Source organism: Erwinia sp. TECH1 (assembly GCF_054057575.1).
In genome coordinates this window covers 2,375,749-2,391,403 of record NZ_JBSRZK010000001.1, presented here as the reverse complement: position 1 = coordinate 2,391,403, position 15,655 = coordinate 2,375,749, and the positions used below count along the sequence as shown (strand labels likewise).

General features: G+C 55.3%; 18 protein-coding genes. 10 read left to right on the top strand and 8 right to left on the bottom strand.

The genetic code is table 11. The features are described 5' to 3' along the window. Positions 1-190: 190 nt before the first annotated feature. Positions 191-2,011 carry a glycoside hydrolase family 15 protein gene (locus ACVWZ0_RS11210; RefSeq protein WP_253454175.1) on the top strand — a complete coding sequence of 607 codons (1,821 nt, stop codon included), beginning with the start codon at positions 191-193 and terminating at the stop codon, positions 2,009-2,011. 76 nt (positions 2,012-2,087) lie between these two features. Here ACVWZ0_RS11210 and ACVWZ0_RS11205 read toward each other — a convergent pair whose 3' ends face one another. Beyond that, positions 2,088-2,483 (bottom strand): Exc2 family lipoprotein, encoded by a 396-nt coding sequence (locus ACVWZ0_RS11205; RefSeq protein ID WP_253454177.1) that lies wholly within the window; start codon positions 2,481-2,483, stop codon positions 2,088-2,090. Between the two features lie 237 nt (positions 2,484-2,720). Here ACVWZ0_RS11205 and ACVWZ0_RS11200 point away from each other — a divergent pair, with 237 nt between their 5' ends. Then, positions 2,721-3,674 (top strand): aliphatic sulfonate ABC transporter substrate-binding protein, encoded by a 954-nt coding sequence (locus ACVWZ0_RS11200; RefSeq protein WP_253454179.1) that lies wholly within the window; start codon positions 2,721-2,723, stop codon positions 3,672-3,674. A 39-nt stretch (positions 3,675-3,713) separates the two neighbouring features. Here the strand turns inward: ACVWZ0_RS11200 and ACVWZ0_RS11195 are convergent, their stop codons facing one another. Both ACVWZ0_RS11195 and ACVWZ0_RS11190 read right to left on the bottom strand, forming a co-directional pair. After that, positions 3,714-5,039: an LLM class flavin-dependent oxidoreductase gene (locus ACVWZ0_RS11195; protein ID WP_253454181.1), complete on the bottom strand. Its 1,326-nt coding sequence runs from the start codon at positions 5,037-5,039 to the stop codon at positions 3,714-3,716. 9 nt (positions 5,040-5,048) lie between these two features. After that, positions 5,049-6,026: an MsnO8 family LLM class oxidoreductase gene (locus ACVWZ0_RS11190; protein WP_253454183.1), complete on the bottom strand. Its 978-nt coding sequence runs from the start codon at positions 6,024-6,026 to the stop codon at positions 5,049-5,051. 205 nt (positions 6,027-6,231) lie between these two features. On the opposite strand from ACVWZ0_RS11190, the gene ACVWZ0_RS11185 reads away from it, so the two are divergent. Genes ACVWZ0_RS11185 through ACVWZ0_RS11170 form a run of 4 tightly spaced genes read left to right on the top strand, consistent with a single transcriptional unit; the run spans position 6,232 to position 9,454 of the window. Continuing rightward, the gene (locus tag ACVWZ0_RS11185) at positions 6,232-7,155 is read left to right on the top strand and encodes an ABC transporter substrate-binding protein (protein ID WP_253454185.1); all 924 of its coding nucleotides are present in this window, start codon (positions 6,232-6,234) and stop codon (positions 7,153-7,155) included. 15 nt (positions 7,156-7,170) lie between these two features. Then, positions 7,171-7,680: a GNAT family N-acetyltransferase gene (locus tag ACVWZ0_RS11180; RefSeq protein ID WP_253454187.1), complete on the top strand. Its 510-nt coding sequence runs from the start codon at positions 7,171-7,173 to the stop codon at positions 7,678-7,680. A 9-nt stretch (positions 7,681-7,689) separates the two neighbouring features. After that, positions 7,690-8,643, top strand: a complete 954-nt coding sequence (locus tag ACVWZ0_RS11175; protein ID WP_253454189.1) for an amino acid ABC transporter permease — start codon at positions 7,690-7,692, stop codon at positions 8,641-8,643. Beyond that, the gene (locus ACVWZ0_RS11170) at positions 8,627-9,454 is read left to right on the top strand and encodes an amino acid ABC transporter ATP-binding protein (protein WP_253454190.1); all 828 of its coding nucleotides are present in this window, start codon (positions 8,627-8,629) and stop codon (positions 9,452-9,454) included. Before ACVWZ0_RS11175 ends, ACVWZ0_RS11170 begins: the two co-directional genes overlap by 17 nt. A gap of 25 nt (positions 9,455-9,479) precedes the next feature. Here ACVWZ0_RS11170 and ACVWZ0_RS11165 read toward each other — a convergent pair whose 3' ends face one another. Beyond that, positions 9,480-10,085: a helix-turn-helix domain-containing protein gene (locus ACVWZ0_RS11165; RefSeq protein WP_253454192.1), complete on the bottom strand. Its 606-nt coding sequence runs from the start codon at positions 10,083-10,085 to the stop codon at positions 9,480-9,482. A 43-nt stretch (positions 10,086-10,128) separates the two neighbouring features. Here ACVWZ0_RS11165 and ACVWZ0_RS11160 point away from each other — a divergent pair, with 43 nt between their 5' ends. Next, on the top strand, positions 10,129-10,836 hold the full coding sequence (locus ACVWZ0_RS11160) for a B3/B4 domain-containing protein (RefSeq protein WP_253454194.1): 708 nt from the start codon (positions 10,129-10,131) through the stop codon (positions 10,834-10,836). On the opposite strand, the gene ACVWZ0_RS11155 is transcribed toward ACVWZ0_RS11160, so the two are convergent. Beyond that, the gene (locus ACVWZ0_RS11155) at positions 10,819-11,028 is read right to left on the bottom strand and encodes a hypothetical protein (protein ID WP_253454197.1); all 210 of its coding nucleotides are present in this window, start codon (positions 11,026-11,028) and stop codon (positions 10,819-10,821) included. The genes ACVWZ0_RS11160 and ACVWZ0_RS11155 overlap by 18 nt on opposite strands. A 124-nt stretch (positions 11,029-11,152) precedes the next feature. Here ACVWZ0_RS11155 and ACVWZ0_RS11150 point away from each other — a divergent pair, with 124 nt between their 5' ends. The 3 genes from ACVWZ0_RS11150 to ACVWZ0_RS11140 all read left to right on the top strand — a co-directional run bounded on the left by ACVWZ0_RS11150 (position 11,153) and on the right by ACVWZ0_RS11140 (position 12,700). After that, on the top strand, positions 11,153-11,920 hold the full coding sequence (locus ACVWZ0_RS11150) for a hypothetical protein (RefSeq protein ID WP_253454199.1): 768 nt from the start codon (positions 11,153-11,155) through the stop codon (positions 11,918-11,920). 361 nt (positions 11,921-12,281) lie between these two features. Continuing rightward, positions 12,282-12,509, top strand: a complete 228-nt coding sequence (locus ACVWZ0_RS11145) for a hypothetical protein (protein WP_253454201.1) — start codon at positions 12,282-12,284, stop codon at positions 12,507-12,509. After that, positions 12,506-12,700, top strand: a complete 195-nt coding sequence (locus ACVWZ0_RS11140) for a hypothetical protein (RefSeq protein WP_253454203.1) — start codon at positions 12,506-12,508, stop codon at positions 12,698-12,700. The genes ACVWZ0_RS11145 and ACVWZ0_RS11140 overlap by 4 nt, the downstream gene beginning before the upstream one ends. A gap of 349 nt (positions 12,701-13,049) precedes the next feature. Here the strand turns inward: ACVWZ0_RS11140 and ACVWZ0_RS11135 are convergent, their stop codons facing one another. Genes ACVWZ0_RS11135 through ACVWZ0_RS11125 form a run of 3 tightly spaced genes read right to left on the bottom strand, consistent with a single transcriptional unit; the run spans position 13,050 to position 15,564 of the window. Further along, positions 13,050-13,862, bottom strand: a complete 813-nt coding sequence (locus ACVWZ0_RS11135) for a MetQ/NlpA family ABC transporter substrate-binding protein (protein WP_253454205.1) — start codon at positions 13,860-13,862, stop codon at positions 13,050-13,052. An 18-nt stretch (positions 13,863-13,880) separates the two neighbouring features. Further along, positions 13,881-14,549: a methionine ABC transporter permease gene (locus ACVWZ0_RS11130; protein WP_253454207.1), complete on the bottom strand. Its 669-nt coding sequence runs from the start codon at positions 14,547-14,549 to the stop codon at positions 13,881-13,883. Beyond that, complete coding sequence (locus tag ACVWZ0_RS11125) at positions 14,542-15,564, bottom strand: methionine ABC transporter ATP-binding protein (protein ID WP_253454209.1); 1,023 nt, start codon at positions 15,562-15,564, stop codon at positions 14,542-14,544. The genes ACVWZ0_RS11130 and ACVWZ0_RS11125 overlap by 8 nt, the downstream gene beginning before the upstream one ends. Between the last annotated feature and the right edge of the window lie 91 nt (positions 15,565-15,655).

Here is a 15,655-nt window from a genome sequence, read left to right as displayed (position 1 = left end):
TGCTATTTGCGGCCGCGCTTATTACGCTATTTTCCCCAATGTTGCCGCCCGGGCGCCGTCATGCCGGGCGCTTTGCCTGCGCAAGCTGAAAACTTATCTATACTTTTCAATCCAGAGCCTGATGTCATTCGGTGAGCCATCATCGTTTTATGGCTCAGGCCGTCTATATATTCTGAACAAGGGACGTCGAGTGAAAAATAAAACCTACCGCTCTCCCGTGCGTAAAGAGGGTTTTGCCGGTCTCGGCGACTATGCGGCTATCGGCGAGGGGCGCTCCGTGGCGCTGATCGCGCCCGATGGCGCCATCGACTGGTGGTGCGCGCCCAATCTGGACTCGCCGCCGCTGTTCGATCGCATCCTCGATCCCGGTATCGGCGGTTTTTTCCAGCTGGAGCCTGAAGGCAGCTACCGCGTCGAGCGGCGCTATCGCGAGGAGAGCAACGTCCTTGAAACGCTATACAGCACAGAAAGCGGATCGGTTCGCCTTACCGAATCGCTGAACAGCTCGCTGGCGGGCCGTCTGCCGTGGAGCGAGCTGGCGCGACGTGTGGAAGGCGTTGAAGGCGAAGTCGTGCTGAACCTGCGCCTTAAGCTGGGCACGATGGCGGAAAGCCGCTCGCCGTGGGTAGCGGATACCCATCACGGCGCGGTTTTTCATATCGGCGATCTGATGACCATGCTGCGCACCAGCGAAGACGTAACGATTAGCTGGCTGTGCGATGAAGCGGTCGAAGGACGCCTGGTCACCTCTCCCGGTTCGCATTCGCTGATAGCGCTGCTGGCGAGTGAAAAAGAGCCGTTAGCCGTGCCGGATCTCGCGGCGATCGACGACAGGATTGAAACCAGTCATACCGCCTGGCGCGACTGGGTCAACCACCTTTCTTATCAGGGGCTGTTCTCACCGCACGTTAAGCGTTCCGCGCTGTCGCTAAAATTTCTCTGGTACTCGCCAACTGGCGCGCTGGCGGCTGCGGCGACGTCATCCTTACCCGAAGGCTTTGGCGGCGAGAAGAACTACGACTATCGCTACGCCTGGGTGCGCGACGCCTGCCTGATCATTAAATCCTTCGTCTACCTGGGGGCGCTGGAAGATTGTAAGGCCGCTTTCTCCTGGCTGACGCACACCATTATTCGCCACGGCGTTAAGCTGCGCGCCTGCTATACCCTGGACGGTAGTCTGGTGCCGGAAGAGCGTTACCTGCCGCTCAGGGGCTATGAAGATTCACAACCCGTGCGCGTGGGTAATAATGCCCGCGATCAGGTACAGCTCAGCATGTATGGCGATATGCTCTCTACCGCCCGGCTGTTTATCCAGGCGGGCCACGTGCTGGATATTGCTACCTCACGAATGCTTGGCGAACTGGCCAACTGCTGTGCCGACAGCTGGCGGCAAAAGGATTCGGGGATCTGGGAGCTGCCCGACGAACAGCACTACACCCACTCCAAAATGGCCTGCTGGCTGGCGCTGGATCAGGCCGTCGCGATGGCCGAAGGCAAACATATCGAACCTACCTGGGTCGGCCGCTGGGAGCGCGAGCGCGATCGTATTCGCGACTGGATCGAAGAGCACTGCTGGTCGGAGAGCCGCCAGGCCTATCTGTTCTATGTCGGCTGCGAAGACAGGCTGGACGCCTCGCTGGCGCTGATGCACCATTATGGCAACAGCGTCAATCCCGAACGCATGCTGAAAACTTATGACGCCATCCGCCGTGAGCTGGGCCACAACAGCGCCATGCTGTATCGCTACAGCGGCGTGGAGCAGGAAGAAAGCACCTTTGTGGCCTGCTCTTTCTGGCTGGTGGAAGCCTGCGCTTCAATGGGGGATACAAAACGCGCGGAGGCTTCCATGCATGAAATTCTGGAAAGCCTGTGCGACAGAGGCAACGTAGAAATCTTTAACGAGATGTTTGACGTCAGAACCGCCAGCTGGCGCGGCAACCTGCCGCAGGGGCTGAGCCATCTGGCGCTGGTCTGTGCGGCCCAGGCATTAACCGAAGCCAAAGGCGAATAAAAAAAGGTTAAGGCAAGGATGGCTCGCCCGTGGCCATCCTTGCCGCCATGCGCTGGCTTACCTGATTGACGCAGCGCTAAGGCCTCCCTTCATAGCCATCCCGATAGGTCGCTGTCAGCGCATCGGCCAGGATCTTACGCTCTTTTTCTGGCCGATCGGCCAGGTACGTCTGACCAAGAAAAGTATGGGTAACGGCCTCATCCGGCAGGTTTTCAGGCTTGAGCAGACAGGCGGCTTTTTCTTCCATTTGCGCTTTACTTAAGCCGGCAGCCCTGTCCTTTACGCCTGCCTGATATACAGCCTGAAAGCCGGGCCGCATCACGCGGATGGAGTCGGCCAGCAGCATGCGCGTATTAGGATCGAAATTGGCGTCCGCAATTTGATGGACGGCATGGGTGGTATGACGTTCTACGCTGCCCTGAGGCGCGCAGGCACAAAGCAGCAGCGCCAGCGCGCTGACTAATCTTTTCATCTTTTTCATCCCTGTTTTAACTGATTGCTATTTCCCTGGATATTGCCGGGTAAATTTTGCACAACCTTGTCTGGCATGCAAGCCATCACGATCGAAAGCTGTGACCTGTTTCCATTTTTTTACCCCAGCCGCCTTCAATGCCAATATGTTTTTTCATGCTAAGGACAGCAGATTTACTCGCTAAGCGCTACGTAACCAATTTGCTATGGTGCGCTGATGACTTTTACGGGGAAAACCATGAAAAATTATCTTGTTAGCAGCCTTGCCGCGCTGGTTCTGGCGGCCACTTCACAGCAGGCGCTGGCGGCAAGCCAGCCGGAAACGGTCAATATCGGCTATCAGAAAGCGAATATTTTCGCGCTGCTGAAATATCGCGGCACGCTGGACGACGAATTTAAAAAACAGGGCATTCAGGTACGCTGGGTAGAATTTCCGGCCGGGCCGCAAATGCTGGAAGGACTGAACGTCGGCAGCATCGATCTGGCCGCAACGGGCGACGCGCCGCCCGCCTTTGCTCAGGCCGCACAGGCCGAACTGGTCTATCTGGGCCACTCGCTCGCTAACCCTAAAACCGAAGCCATTGTGGTGCCGCAGGCTTCTTCCATTAAAAATGTCGCCGATCTGAAAGGCAAACGCGTGGCGCTGAACAAGGGCTCGGACGTTAACTATCTGCTGATTACCGCGCTGGAAAAAGCCGGGCTGAGCTATAAGGATATCAAGCCGGTTTACCTGCCGCCTGCCGATGCCCGCGCCGCCTTCCAGCGTGGCGCAGTGGACGCCTGGGTTATCTGGGATCCTTACCTGGCGGAAGTAGAGACTAACGCCAGCGCCAGAATAGTGCAAAACGCGGAAGGACTGGTGCCGCATTACACCTTCTATCTGGCCAGCCGTAAATTTGCGGAAGCGCACCCGCAAACGGCGGAAAAAGTGCTGGGCGAATTGGGCAAGCTCAGCGACTGGGCTAACGGCCATCCCGAAGAAACGGCGAAGATCCTCTCATCCTCAACCGGCCTGCCGCAGCCGATCTGGCAAAAAGCCCTCGCCAGAATGCCTTTTGGCGCGCAAAGGATGACGCCGGAGGTGTTCAGCCAGCAGCAGGCGCTGGCCGATAAATTCACGCAGATTGGCCTGCTGCCGGTGAAGGTGGAAGTCAGCAGCGCCACCTGGACGCTGGATAAGAAACCACAGTAGGCCCGGACACGGGCGGCACGACGCCGCCCGTCATCAATCTTATTGGTTTTCAACCAGCTCCGGCACCGGCTCAGCGTAACGATTGACTTTAAACGGCAGCCCCAGCCTGCCTCGCAGCGTGGTTTCGTCAGAAGGCTGCCAGTAGCCGCGCGCCGCCAGTATCGGCAGCACATCACGCGTGATATCGCGTAGCGACTCCACCAGCACCGGGCCGCTGAGGATAAAACCGCTCGCGCCGCCCTTTTCTACCCATGCAATCAGCGCGTCGGCCACCTGCTGCGGCGTACCGAAGAATTCGCCGCGCGGCAGCGTGGTTTCATAAGCTACCTGACGCAGCGTCAGTTGCTCTTCCCGCGCCCGATGCTTGATGCTGTCGGTAGTGGAACGGAAGCTGTTCTGCCCCAGCTCGCCAACGTCCGGGAAAGGTCCGTCCGGATCGTACTGGCTGAAATCATGATGCTCGAAGAAGCGCCCCAGATAGGCCAGCGCATCGTCAAGGGAAAGCAGCAACAGCAAATGCTGATATTTCGCTTCGGCCTCTTCCGGCGTTTTGCCAATAATGGGGCTGATGCCGGGAAAGATAGCTACCGGATCGCGCCCGTTGGCGGCAACGCTGGCCTGTAGCTTCCGCGAATAGCTCTGCGCTTCCGCAAGCGTGCGCGCGTTGGTGAATACCGCATCGGCGGATTTTCCGGCCAGGCCGATGCCGGTATCGGACGCGCCCGCCTGGAAAATCACCGGCTGCCCCTGCGGCGAACGCTGAATATTCAGCGGCCCGGCTACCGAGAAAAATTTGCCCTGGTGATTCAGCCTGTGCAGTTTGGCCGCGTCAAAAAAAACGCCGCTGTCGCGATCGCGCACGAAGGCGTCGTCCTCCCAGGAATCCCATAATCCCTGCACCACGTTAATATATTCCTCGGCAATCTCGTAGCGCAGCGAGTGCGCCGGATGCGCTTTACCGAAGTTCTGCGCCGAGCCTTCCAGCGGCGAGGTCACCACGTTCCAGCCGGCCCGGCCGCCGCTGATATTATCCAGCGTCGCCAGCTGACGGGCAACGGTGAAAGGATCGCTGTACGAAGTAGAAATCGTGCCCGCCAGCCCAATTCGCTGCGTGACCGCGGCCAGCGCCGACAGCAGCGCCACGGGCTCGAAGCGATTAAGGAAATGCGGCAGCGACTTCTCGTTGATGTGCAGCCCGTCGGCGACGAAAAGGAAATCGAACCCTGCCGCCTCCGCCTGCTGTGCCAGATCGGTAAAGTAGCGGAAGTTTACGCTGGCATCGGCCGGCGCGCTGGCATGACGCCATGCATTCATATGGCCGCCCGCGCCGTGCAGCATCAGGCCGAATTTGATGTGGGTGCTCATACGATCTCCTTAATGCTGGCCCGCCAGCAGAGTAATGGAACGCAGACGCCGCGCGGGATTGCTTAGCGGCGTATGCAGAATAAATTCGTCGACCTTAAGGCTTTGCTGTAACGCGGCCAGCCGCTGGTGGATAACGTCGGCGGTGCCGTGCAGCACGTTCAGCGCCTGCTTTACAATACGGTAATCCGCCGCGCCCGCCTGCTGGACAAAAGCCAGCGCCTGCGCTTCGCTGCCGACGGTCACGTGCCGTTCGCCAAGCGTGACGCGATAGTTATGCTGTTCGGCCAGTAGCGAAGCCGCTTCCTCAGTGGTGTCGGCCGCCAGCGCCGCCAGGCTGATCAGCGCCTTACCCTGCTGCGCGTACTCGTGAAAGGTCAGCACCGCTTCCCGCATCGCCTGCTCAGAGGCGTTAATAAAACCGGCATAGACAAAGTTCCATCCCAGATGCGCGGCCAGCCGGGCGCTTTCCGCACTGGCACCCAGCAGAAAGCGCGACGGCGAGTGTGATGGCGCCGGCAGCGCTCTGGCGGCTTCACCGCTGGCCGGTTCGGTCACGGCGTCAAGATAGCGGGTTAACTGCGCCAGCAGCGCGGGAAAATCCTTTTGCCCTGCCAGTTCACCCTGCAAAGCTTTGGTGGAAAGCGGCAACCCGCCCGGCGCTTTGCCAACGCCTAAATCGACGCGCCCGGTTGCCAGCGAAGCCAGCAAATGAAAATTTTCCGCCACCTTGTAAGGACTGTAGTGTTGCAGCATCACGCCGCCGGAGCCGATGCGTAACCGGCTGGTGTGGGCCAGAAGCCAGGCTATCAGCACTTCCGGCGAGCTGCCCGCCAGGCGCTCGTTGTCGTGATGTTCAGACACCCACAGCCGGTGGTAGCCCAGCCGCTCCGCCGTGCGGGCAAAGGCAAGCGTCGCCGCCAGCGCGGCCTGCGGCGTTTGCCCTTCGTCCACCGGGCTTTGATCTAAAAGACTTAACTGATAAGACATAATTTATTCTCTCTGAATACTTTCAGCGAGAATTCCATATAAAAACGGCGACGCTAAATATTAATTACAGCTTAGCTTTTGCATAACAATGAAATTATTACGGCTCACGGGAAAAGATTATTTCCCGCTATCTTTATTTGTTTTTGTTGTTTTACTTGCCCTGCCGCATCCTGAATAGTGCAGAAAAACAAAACGCAGGGATAAAATGATGAATAGCAACCGCTTAAGCGCGCTGGCGCTGCTGCTGGGCCTGAGCCTGAGCGCCCAGGCCGCGCCGGGAATAGATTTAATCGCTAATGAAAAGCCGGTGCATACGCCGTTAAACCCTCAGGCGGCTTCGCTGATCCCGGCTAATTATAAATTTGTTACGCCCGGCACATTGACGGTGGCTACGGCAGTGTTGGGCAGCGCGCCGCCGTTCGGCCTGTTTGCCCGCGATAATAAAACGGTTATCGGCAGCGAAGCGGATATAGCACGTCTGGTTGCCGATGGGCTGGGATTAAAATTAAAAATCGTTCCGGCTTCCTGGGAAAACTGGCCGCTGGGCGTCGCCTCCGGGAAATATGACGCGGCGATTTACAATATAACCGTGACTAAAGAACGCAAAGCGCGGTTTGACTTCGCGACCTATCGTCAGGACACGCTGGGCTTCTACGTCAAAAGCAGCAGTAAAATCAGCAAAATTGACGCCGCGCCGGATATTGCCGGCAAACGTATTATCGTGGGCTCCGGCACCAATCAGGAAGCCATCCTGCTGCAGTGGGATAAAGAAAATCAGGCGAAAGGCTTGCCCGCTATGCAGCCGCTTTACGTGACCGACGATGCCGCCGCCACGCTGGCGATCCAGTCCGGCCGCGCCGACGCCACTTTCGGCCCTAACGTTACCGGCGCCTATAAAGCCAAACTGACCGGCACCACCAGGCTGGTCGGCGTGGTGGCCGGCGGCTGGCCTAAAACCGCCAATATCGCCGTGACGCTGAAAAAAGGCAGCGGGCTGGTGGAAGCCGTACAGGCCTCACTCAACGGCGCCATCGCCAGCGGCAGCTATTTACAGGTGCTGGATCGCTGGGGCGAGAGCATCGAAAAAATCGACCATTCCGAGATTAACCCGCCGGGTTTAGGCGACTGAGTACGGGAGCGCGCCATGATTGAAGAAACCTTTATCCATACCACGCCGGACGATCCGCGAATTGAGCCGATTATCGACGGGCTGTTCGCCGAATACCGCGCCCGCTACGGCGACTATTTTGGCGAGCAGGAAGAAGAGCCGCCGGGAATTTATGCACCGCCCGACGGGGCGTTTATCGTACTGCTGCGCCATGAAACGCCGATAGCGATGGGGGCCTTCAAGCGTTACAACGTCACGACTGCGGAGCTGAAGCGTATCTGGACGCACAGCAGTATGCGGCGTCAGGGCCTGGCGCAAAAGGTTCTGCTGGAGCTGGAGCGGCTGGCGGCGCTGCAGGGATATGACGCGCTGTATCTGACCACCGGCTTTCGCCAGCCGGAAGCGGTCAGGCTCTATCTGTCGCAGGGTTATCAGCCGCAGTTCGATCCGGCGGTCGATCCCGAACGCTATGCGCTGCCGCCCTTTGACGGCCGCCTGCCCTTTAACAAAACGCTGCTCAGCCAGCCTGTCCGACGCAGCGCCTGAGGAGTGACCATGAAAAACCCGGATGCTGGCTGGCGTGACAACGCCGACGCGCCGAACGATGTCGTCCTGAAAGTTGTGCCTGCCCGCTACCCGTGGCGCATGGCGGGCGCAGCGTTCGCGCTCTTTATTATTACCGGCGTGGTGCAGTCCATTGCCACCAATCCGCGCTGGGAGTGGGGAGTATTTGCGCAGTGGTTTTTCGATCCGGCCATTTTAAACGGGCTGGGGAAAACGCTGCTGCTGACCCTGCTGGGCACGCTGTTCGGCTCGATTCTCGGCACCGGCCTGGCGCTGGCGCGGCTCGCCAGGTCCTGGCTGCTGAACGCGCTGGCGTGGAGCTATATCTGGCTGTTCCGCTCGCTGCCCCTGCTGCTGGTGCTGATTATTCTTTATAACTTCGCTTATTTGTATGACAGCCTGTCGCTGGGCGTGCCTTTCACCTCCATCACCTTCTTTACCCACGCCACCACCGATCTGCTGGATCAGTTTTCGGTAGCGGTGCTGGGGCTGTCGCTGGTGCAGGCCGCCTATACCGCCGAGATCATTCGCGGCGGCATCGTCGGCGTCGATCAGGGCCAGCACGAAGCCGCCGCCGCGCTGGGCCTGCCGCCGTATCGCCGCACCTTTCGTATTATTTTGCCACAGGCGCTGCGCGCTATTCTGCCAACCGGCTTCAACGAGGTGATTAGCCTGGCGAAAGGCACCTCTATCGTTTACGTGCTGTCGATGCCGGAACTGTTTTATACCGTGCAGGTTATTTATAACCGCACGCAGCAGGTCATCCCGCTGCTGATGGTGGCTAGCGTCTGGTATCTGTGCATCACCACCGTCCTGTCGGTGCTGCAACACTTTGTCGAAAACTATTTTGCGCGCGGCGTGGTGCGGCAGAGGCGCCCCGCCCGCTTAACGCTGTTCCGTCGTTCGGCAACGCTTAAGGAGAGTTCTGATGTCAGAAGCGCTTGAACTAAATCGCGACGAGAACGCCGCCAGCTGGCGCGATCGCCCACAAACCCAGGCCGGAAAAATTGAGATCGCCAATATCAGTAAAAGCTACGGCGCCTTTAAAGCGTTGGATGATGTCAGCCTGACTATCGAACCCGGCACCGTCACCGTGATCCTCGGGCCATCCGGCTCCGGCAAGTCGACGCTTTTGCGCACCATTAACCATCTGGAACGCGTCGATAAAGGCTTTATTCAGATCGACGGCGACTACGTAGGCTATCGCCGCAGGGGCGATAAGCTGTACGAGCTGAAGGAAAAAGCGATTCTGAAACAACGCATTCAGGTCGGTTACGTATTCCAGAACTTTAACCTGTTTCCGCATATGACCGTGCTGGACAACATTATTGAAGCGCCCATCGTGCATGGTTTGCTGAAGCGCCGCGAGGCAATTGAGCGGGCTTACGAGCTGCTGGATACGGTCGGCCTGCGCGAAAAGGCGCACGCCTGGCCCCGACAGCTTTCCGGCGGCCAGCAGCAGCGCATCGCCATTGCCCGCGCGCTGGCGCTGAACCCAAAGGTGATGCTGTTTGACGAGCCGACCTCCGCGCTGGATCCTGAGCTGGTGGGCGAAGTGCTGGAAGTGATTAACAGGCTGGCACGCTCGGGCGTTACCCTGGTAGTGGTAACGCATGAGATAGGCTTTGCGCGGCAGGTCGCCGATCGCGTGGTGTTTATGGTGGATGGCAAAATTGTCGAAAGCGGCAGCGCCGAGCGGGTGCTGAATCGCCCTGTTCATCAGCGTACCCGCCGCTTTCTGGAAAAAGTACTGTAGGCGAAAGGCAAATATCCTTTTTCTTTTAGCCCCGATGCAGCTCGGCCACGGTCATCGTAAAGATCAGCAGGCTCTGAGTCTCGTTGGCATAGCGGTGCGCCATATCCGTTCTGGCGACGGCCGAGCAGCCCGCGTTAACCGTCAGCGCGGCGCTTTCGGTTTGCAGGTTTAGCGTGCCTTCTTCGACATGCAGCAGCTCCAGCGTGCCCGCCGGATGACCCGTAGAGGAAAAGCTTTCGCCCGGATGCATTTCCCAGCGCCACAGCTCAATCATATCCGGCCCACGCGTGCCGGCCAGCAGCCGCGCGGAACCGCCCTTTTCGCCCTGCCATAGCGTAGGGATCTCCTCGCGAGTGATAAGCCATGCAGAAGGCGAATCGGTAACGTTGACGATATCCGCCACCGACAAGCCAAGCGCGGCGGCGATTTTACATAAAATACCGATACTGGGGTTCGCCGTGCCCTTTTCGGTTTCCACCAGCATCCCTTTACTGACCCCCGCGCGGCGGGCCAGCTCGTCCAGCGAAAGCTTTTGCGCCTTGCGATGGGTTTTAATACTGCGCGAGACGGCAGCGCTGACGCTGTCGATATCGGCCCCTGCCTCGGTCGTTTTATTGACTTTTTTGGTCATCGGTCATTACTATAGGATAAATTAGTCACCGAAGGATTATGGAATGATTTCAGTCACCCCGTCAATCGCCCCGGCTATTGCCGACCTTGCACCGGGCTTTCGCGCCCTGAGTATCACCGTAAAAGCCGTGCCGCTGGCCGATCCCTCGATCGCACAAGCGTTTCTTACCCAGGCCTGCGAGGCGGTGCTTGCCGATTCGCCCGCCTGGGCGGCAGCGCACCTGGCCGACTGGGCGGAAACGTTTAAAAAGTTCGGTGCCAAACCCAAGCGCACACCCTGTTCGGCGGAAGCGCTGAGGAAACGCGTGCAGCGCGACGGCACGCTGCCGGGCATCGATCCAGTGGTCGATCTGTATAACGCTATCAGCCTTCGCTACGCCATTCCGGTCGGCGGCGAGAATATTGCCGCCTATGTGGGCCAGCCGCGCCTGGTAATAGCCGACGGCAGCGAGCTGTTTGATACGGTTAAAGAAGGCAGCGCGGCCGTGGAATCACCGGAGGTCGGTGAAGTTATCTGGCGTGACGACCAGGGCGTGACCTGTCGCCGCTGGAACTGGCGTCAGGGCGTGCGTACCCGGCTGAATGCCCAGGCCACGCAAATGTGGTTTGTACTGGAAAGCCTGCCGTCAATGCCGTATGAGGCGCTGCTGGAAGCGGGTGATGAGCTGATCCGCGGCCTGACGCTGATGATGCCGGGCGTGCAGACGGAGGTAAAAACGATTGGGTCGGGCTGTTTAAATAGCGGCATCTGATTTTGTTGCCGGCAGCGCCAGATTATTATGGCGCTGCGCTTTCATATAAAAGCCGCCGACGATACTTTTCATAATTATCAAAAAATAAGTCGTAAACCAGTGCATAAAAAAGAGAGATCGCCCTCCCGAAAAGAAAGATTCTGCTCTCTTTGCCGCCCACGCTGCACCCTTGTAAGAACTGTTTTTATACACAGCAGTTTTGCCATCGCAATCTGACAAGCAAAACAGTAATGCCGCTGAGTTCCATGTTTACATAATGACCAAAAAACCACATAGTAACTGAGGCATTCAAAGGAGATAACGCACAGGAGTGAGCATGAGTTATAACGCAGCAATAATAAAGAAACTGGAAGCCGAGAACTATCTGGCTTTAGTTCTGGAAAAAGGAGTCAAGGAAGTAGGTAGAGAAGCGTTAAAACAAGGCGAATTGATATACAACGGAGTCGAACGTCTAAGTTGGTATTCATCATGTTTAAGAGAAAATTATCAGGATGTTTGTGAGAAAATCAGAAAAGAAGATGTAAGGTTTATTAGGTCCATCTTGAAAATTATTCCGACCTTTCATTTTAAATTACCGCATATTGGCTTTGAATTCGGAGAAAAGAAAAATAATTACTCCGACGTACAGGTCAAAGATAATGTTATAAAATACATGCTAAAAATATTTACTGAAGACGTATTTAGCGAGATTCATTATGAGAGGAGATTAAATTTAAACAGAATCCTGACAAAGCTTAGCGCCGATTATGCAACTGTGAATTTCACAAATCGCTCTATTGCTTACTCTATTGCGTCTACAATTTATATGAGCGCAGGACTAAGGGCAACGCTGGAAAGCACATTGACCAGTATATCCAGGAAAAGCACCATTGTTTTAGGTGGTTATGGTTACGTAAAAATTGCTATTGACGCTGCAGACCGGCTAAAATTAATCAACCCTATCCTGTACACAAAATTTTATAATACTGAAGTAGAAATGCTCTATTTTCTGATAGAGCCCGTTGTCACAAAAATAGATCATAAATTTCGGCACGCATTAACTGACGAACAAATCGCATCGGATATAGTGAGGCTCATAAAATGAAAAAGGCATTTAAATTCCTATGGAAGGATATTTTATGGGATATTTTATGGGATATTTTCTGTTTTCGCTTACCGTTACTTTTGACTTTTATATTTTCATTTATCGTTTTTAATTTTTGGGATGGTTATGAACTAATTAAAATAATTATTTTCTTCATCACCTCAAATATAATATGTGATATATTTTTTAATAAAATCATAAAATAAATCCCGTCGTTTTCCGGGTCTGGTGTAGTCGCAAACGCTATAACCCCATCAGAAAAAAGGAGATAAAAGAAAAAGCAGTGACATCCAAAAAATCAATACAGACCACAAAACTGCTCGCCCCAGGTTGCGAGTATTTTGCCTGAAACGGTGTTTTTATGCTGTTCCTTTATTCTTGCCTCGCCACCGCCAATACTCTTGAGTTCAGGTTAGAAGCTCAGGCCTGCATCATTGCCGACTATTTCTGGCTAATAACATTTGGCCGATCGAATTTTGAAGCGGTAGCTAACTTCGAGGGTCTTATCGGGCCCGATCTTCTTGCTAAGTATGAATGGGTAATGCGGGGATTTCTGAGCGATCCTTCAGCTAAAAGGAATTTACCATGATAAAAATAACGCTAGCCTGCGTGCTGCTGGTAAGCGGCTGTCACCTTGAAAAGCCTTACTTTTACCCGCTGGATGTCGTGCTAAAAGAAAACATGCCTTGCTTTTCCGCGCCTTATAATATTCAAAAAAAAAGCCGCCTGCTCCAAAACAGAGGCGTATCCGTAACAAAAATCACCGGAAAAAAAGGGTAAATCTTCTGGCAATCTGAACCTCAGTCTACCTTGCCTGTGATTCCGGCAGGCGAATGCGTTTCTTATCCTGACATTAACTGGCAGGAGGGCGATTACGCCATACTTATGGGAATATCCACGAATAACGATGCTGAAAGATACAGGTTAAGCAAGACTATCCGACTGCAAAAAGATAAAGCAGGCAATTTTATGCTGCAGGAGATCCGGCAGCCTGATTTATAATATCGTCGTTCCTTTAGCCATATACAACAAAGGCACTGCCCGTTTTCTGTGCTGACTGATGGAGGTTCTGTAAGTGTGCGAGCGCCAAAAAAAGGCCGGTTTCCCGGCCTTTTTTATTAAACAGCAATCAGTTATTAACAGGAATAACCGCGCCTTTATATTTGGTGCGGATCCAGTCCTGGATTTGCTTAGAATGCAGCACCGTCACCAGCGCTTTAATATCCGGCTTGTTTTCGTCGCCGCGATGCACGGTAATAATATTGGCGTAAGGGTTATTTTCGCCGCTCTCAACTGCAATCGGATCTTTTACCGGATCCAGGCCTGCGTCGATAGCGTAGTTAGCGTTAATTACTACCGCATCGCCTTCGTCGTTATTATACATTTGCGGCAGCAGTGCGCCTTCCACGTTAGCCAGGAACTTCAGATGTTTCGGGTTTTCCACGATATCGCTGATGCGCGCGTCAACTTTGCTCACGCCCGGCTTCAGTTTGATGACGCCTTCTTTCTCAAAGATAGAAAGGATACGCCCTTCTTCCGATACCGCGTCGCGCATAATAACTTTGCCGTTCTGCGGCAGGTCTTTCAGCGATTTGTACTTTTTAGAGTAGATGCCAATCGGCTCGATATGGATTGCGCCCGCGCTGACAAAATCATAGCTCTTGTCGTCGGCATGATCTTTCAGCACGCTGTTCAGATAAGGTACGTGCTGGAAATAGTTCGCATCGATATCGCGGCTGGCCAGCGCGGTGTTCGGCAGGATGTAGTCCTGGAAAGGTTTGATTTCCAGATCGATGCCCTGCTTCGCCAGAATCGGCTTAGCCTGCTCCAGGATTTCCGCGTGCGGCACGTTGGATGCGCCGATGGTCAGGGTGTCTGCCCATGCGCTCAGGCTCAGCGCCCCCAGGGTTGCCGCAGCCAGCAGCGTCAGTGTCTTTTTCATTATTACTTCCTTCGTGAGTTAGCGTTTGTCGAGCCGTGTTGTGATGAAATCGCCAATAAACTGAATAATAAAAACGATAATCAGGATCATAACCGTCGCCACCAGCGTGACATCGCTGTGGTTGCGCTGGAAGCCCTCCAGATAGGCCAGGTTACCCAAACCGCCCGCGCCGATCACCCCGGCCATCGCGCTGTAGCTGACCAGCGCAATCAGCGTTACCGTCATACCGGAAACCAGCGCCGGTGAAGATTCCGGCAGCAGTACGCGAAAGATCAGCGTGCTCAGCTGCGCGCCCATTGAGCGGGAAGCCTCAATCACGCCTTTATCCACTTCGCGCAGGCCAATTTCGACCAGTCGGGCATAGAACGGTGCCGCGCCGACAATCAGCGCGGGCAAAGCCGCATCCGCGCCCAGAATGGTGCCGATTAACGTTTTGGTGAACGGGATCAGCAAAACAATCAGGATAATAAAAGGAATGGAGCGGAAGACGTTAACCAGTACCGAAATCACCGAATAAACGGCGCGGTTCTGAAACAGGCCGCCGCGCGCGGTCAGAAACAGCGCCAGACCGAACAAAATGCCCAGCACAAAGGTCGCCACGCCGGACAGCGAGGTCATATACAGGGTTTCACAGGTTGCCGCCCAAAGCTGATCAAGCTTCAGATGGGGGAAAAGAGTCTCAGTCATGAACCACCTCGGTCGTAATGGCGTGGGCGTGTAAATCGGCCAGGATGTTTTCCAGCGCGCTGCCGGTGGCGGCAACCTGTAACCACAGCTCGCCGAAAGTGCCGTTGGTGGTTTGCGTCATCTTGCCGTGCAAAATATTAAAAGGCGTGCCGTATTTCAGCGTCAGTTCGCCTACGATCGGCTGCTGCGTGTTCTGGCCGACAAAGGTCAGCTTCAGCACGCTGCCCGCCGTGCGGTCAATCAGTTCAGGGTTAAACGGCGTCTCGGCGCTGCTGTACTCTGCCGTTTGCTTGACGAACTGTCGGGTAATCGGCTGCTGCGGATGAGTAAATACCGACAGCACTTCGCCTTCTTCCACGATTCTGCCCGCTTCCATCACCGCCACGCGGTGACAGATTTTACGCACTACGTGCATTTCATGCGTAATCAGCACGATAGTCAGCTTTAGCTTGCGGTTGATATCCAGCAGCAGATCGAGAATGGCGTCGGTTGTCTGTGGATCCAGCGCCGAAGTCGCCTCATCGCACAGCAACACTTCCGGATTATTGGCCAGTGCGCGAGCGATACCTACGCGCTGCTTCTGCCCGCCGCTCAGCTGAGCAGGATAGGCGTGCTCTTTACCCTTCAGGCCGACCAGTTCGATCAGCTCCTGCACGCGCGTTTTGATGGCGGCTTTGGGCGCGCCGGCGATTTGCAGCGAAAAGGCAATATTTTCGCTGACGGTACGCGACCAGAGCAGGTTGAAGTGCTGAAACACCATGCTGATTTTCAGACGCGCCTGACGCAGCGCCTCGCCCTTCGCCTGCGCGATATCTTTACCTGCAATAGTGACGCTGCCGGAAGTCGGTTTTTCCAGTCCGTTCAGCAGGCGGATCAGCGTACTTTTCCCCGCGCCGCTGTAGCCGATAATGCCGTAAATCTGCCCCTGTTCGACGTTGAGATTCACATCATCAACCGCCGTCACCGGGCCAGCCGCGGCGTGAAAGGTTTTGGAAACATTACGCAAAACTATCATTTGTCGCCTGTTTTATCCCGTGTTGTGCAGCCCGCAGGCTGGTCAATAAACTGACTATTTTTAATATGTTATTGGTGATGCTTATGATACG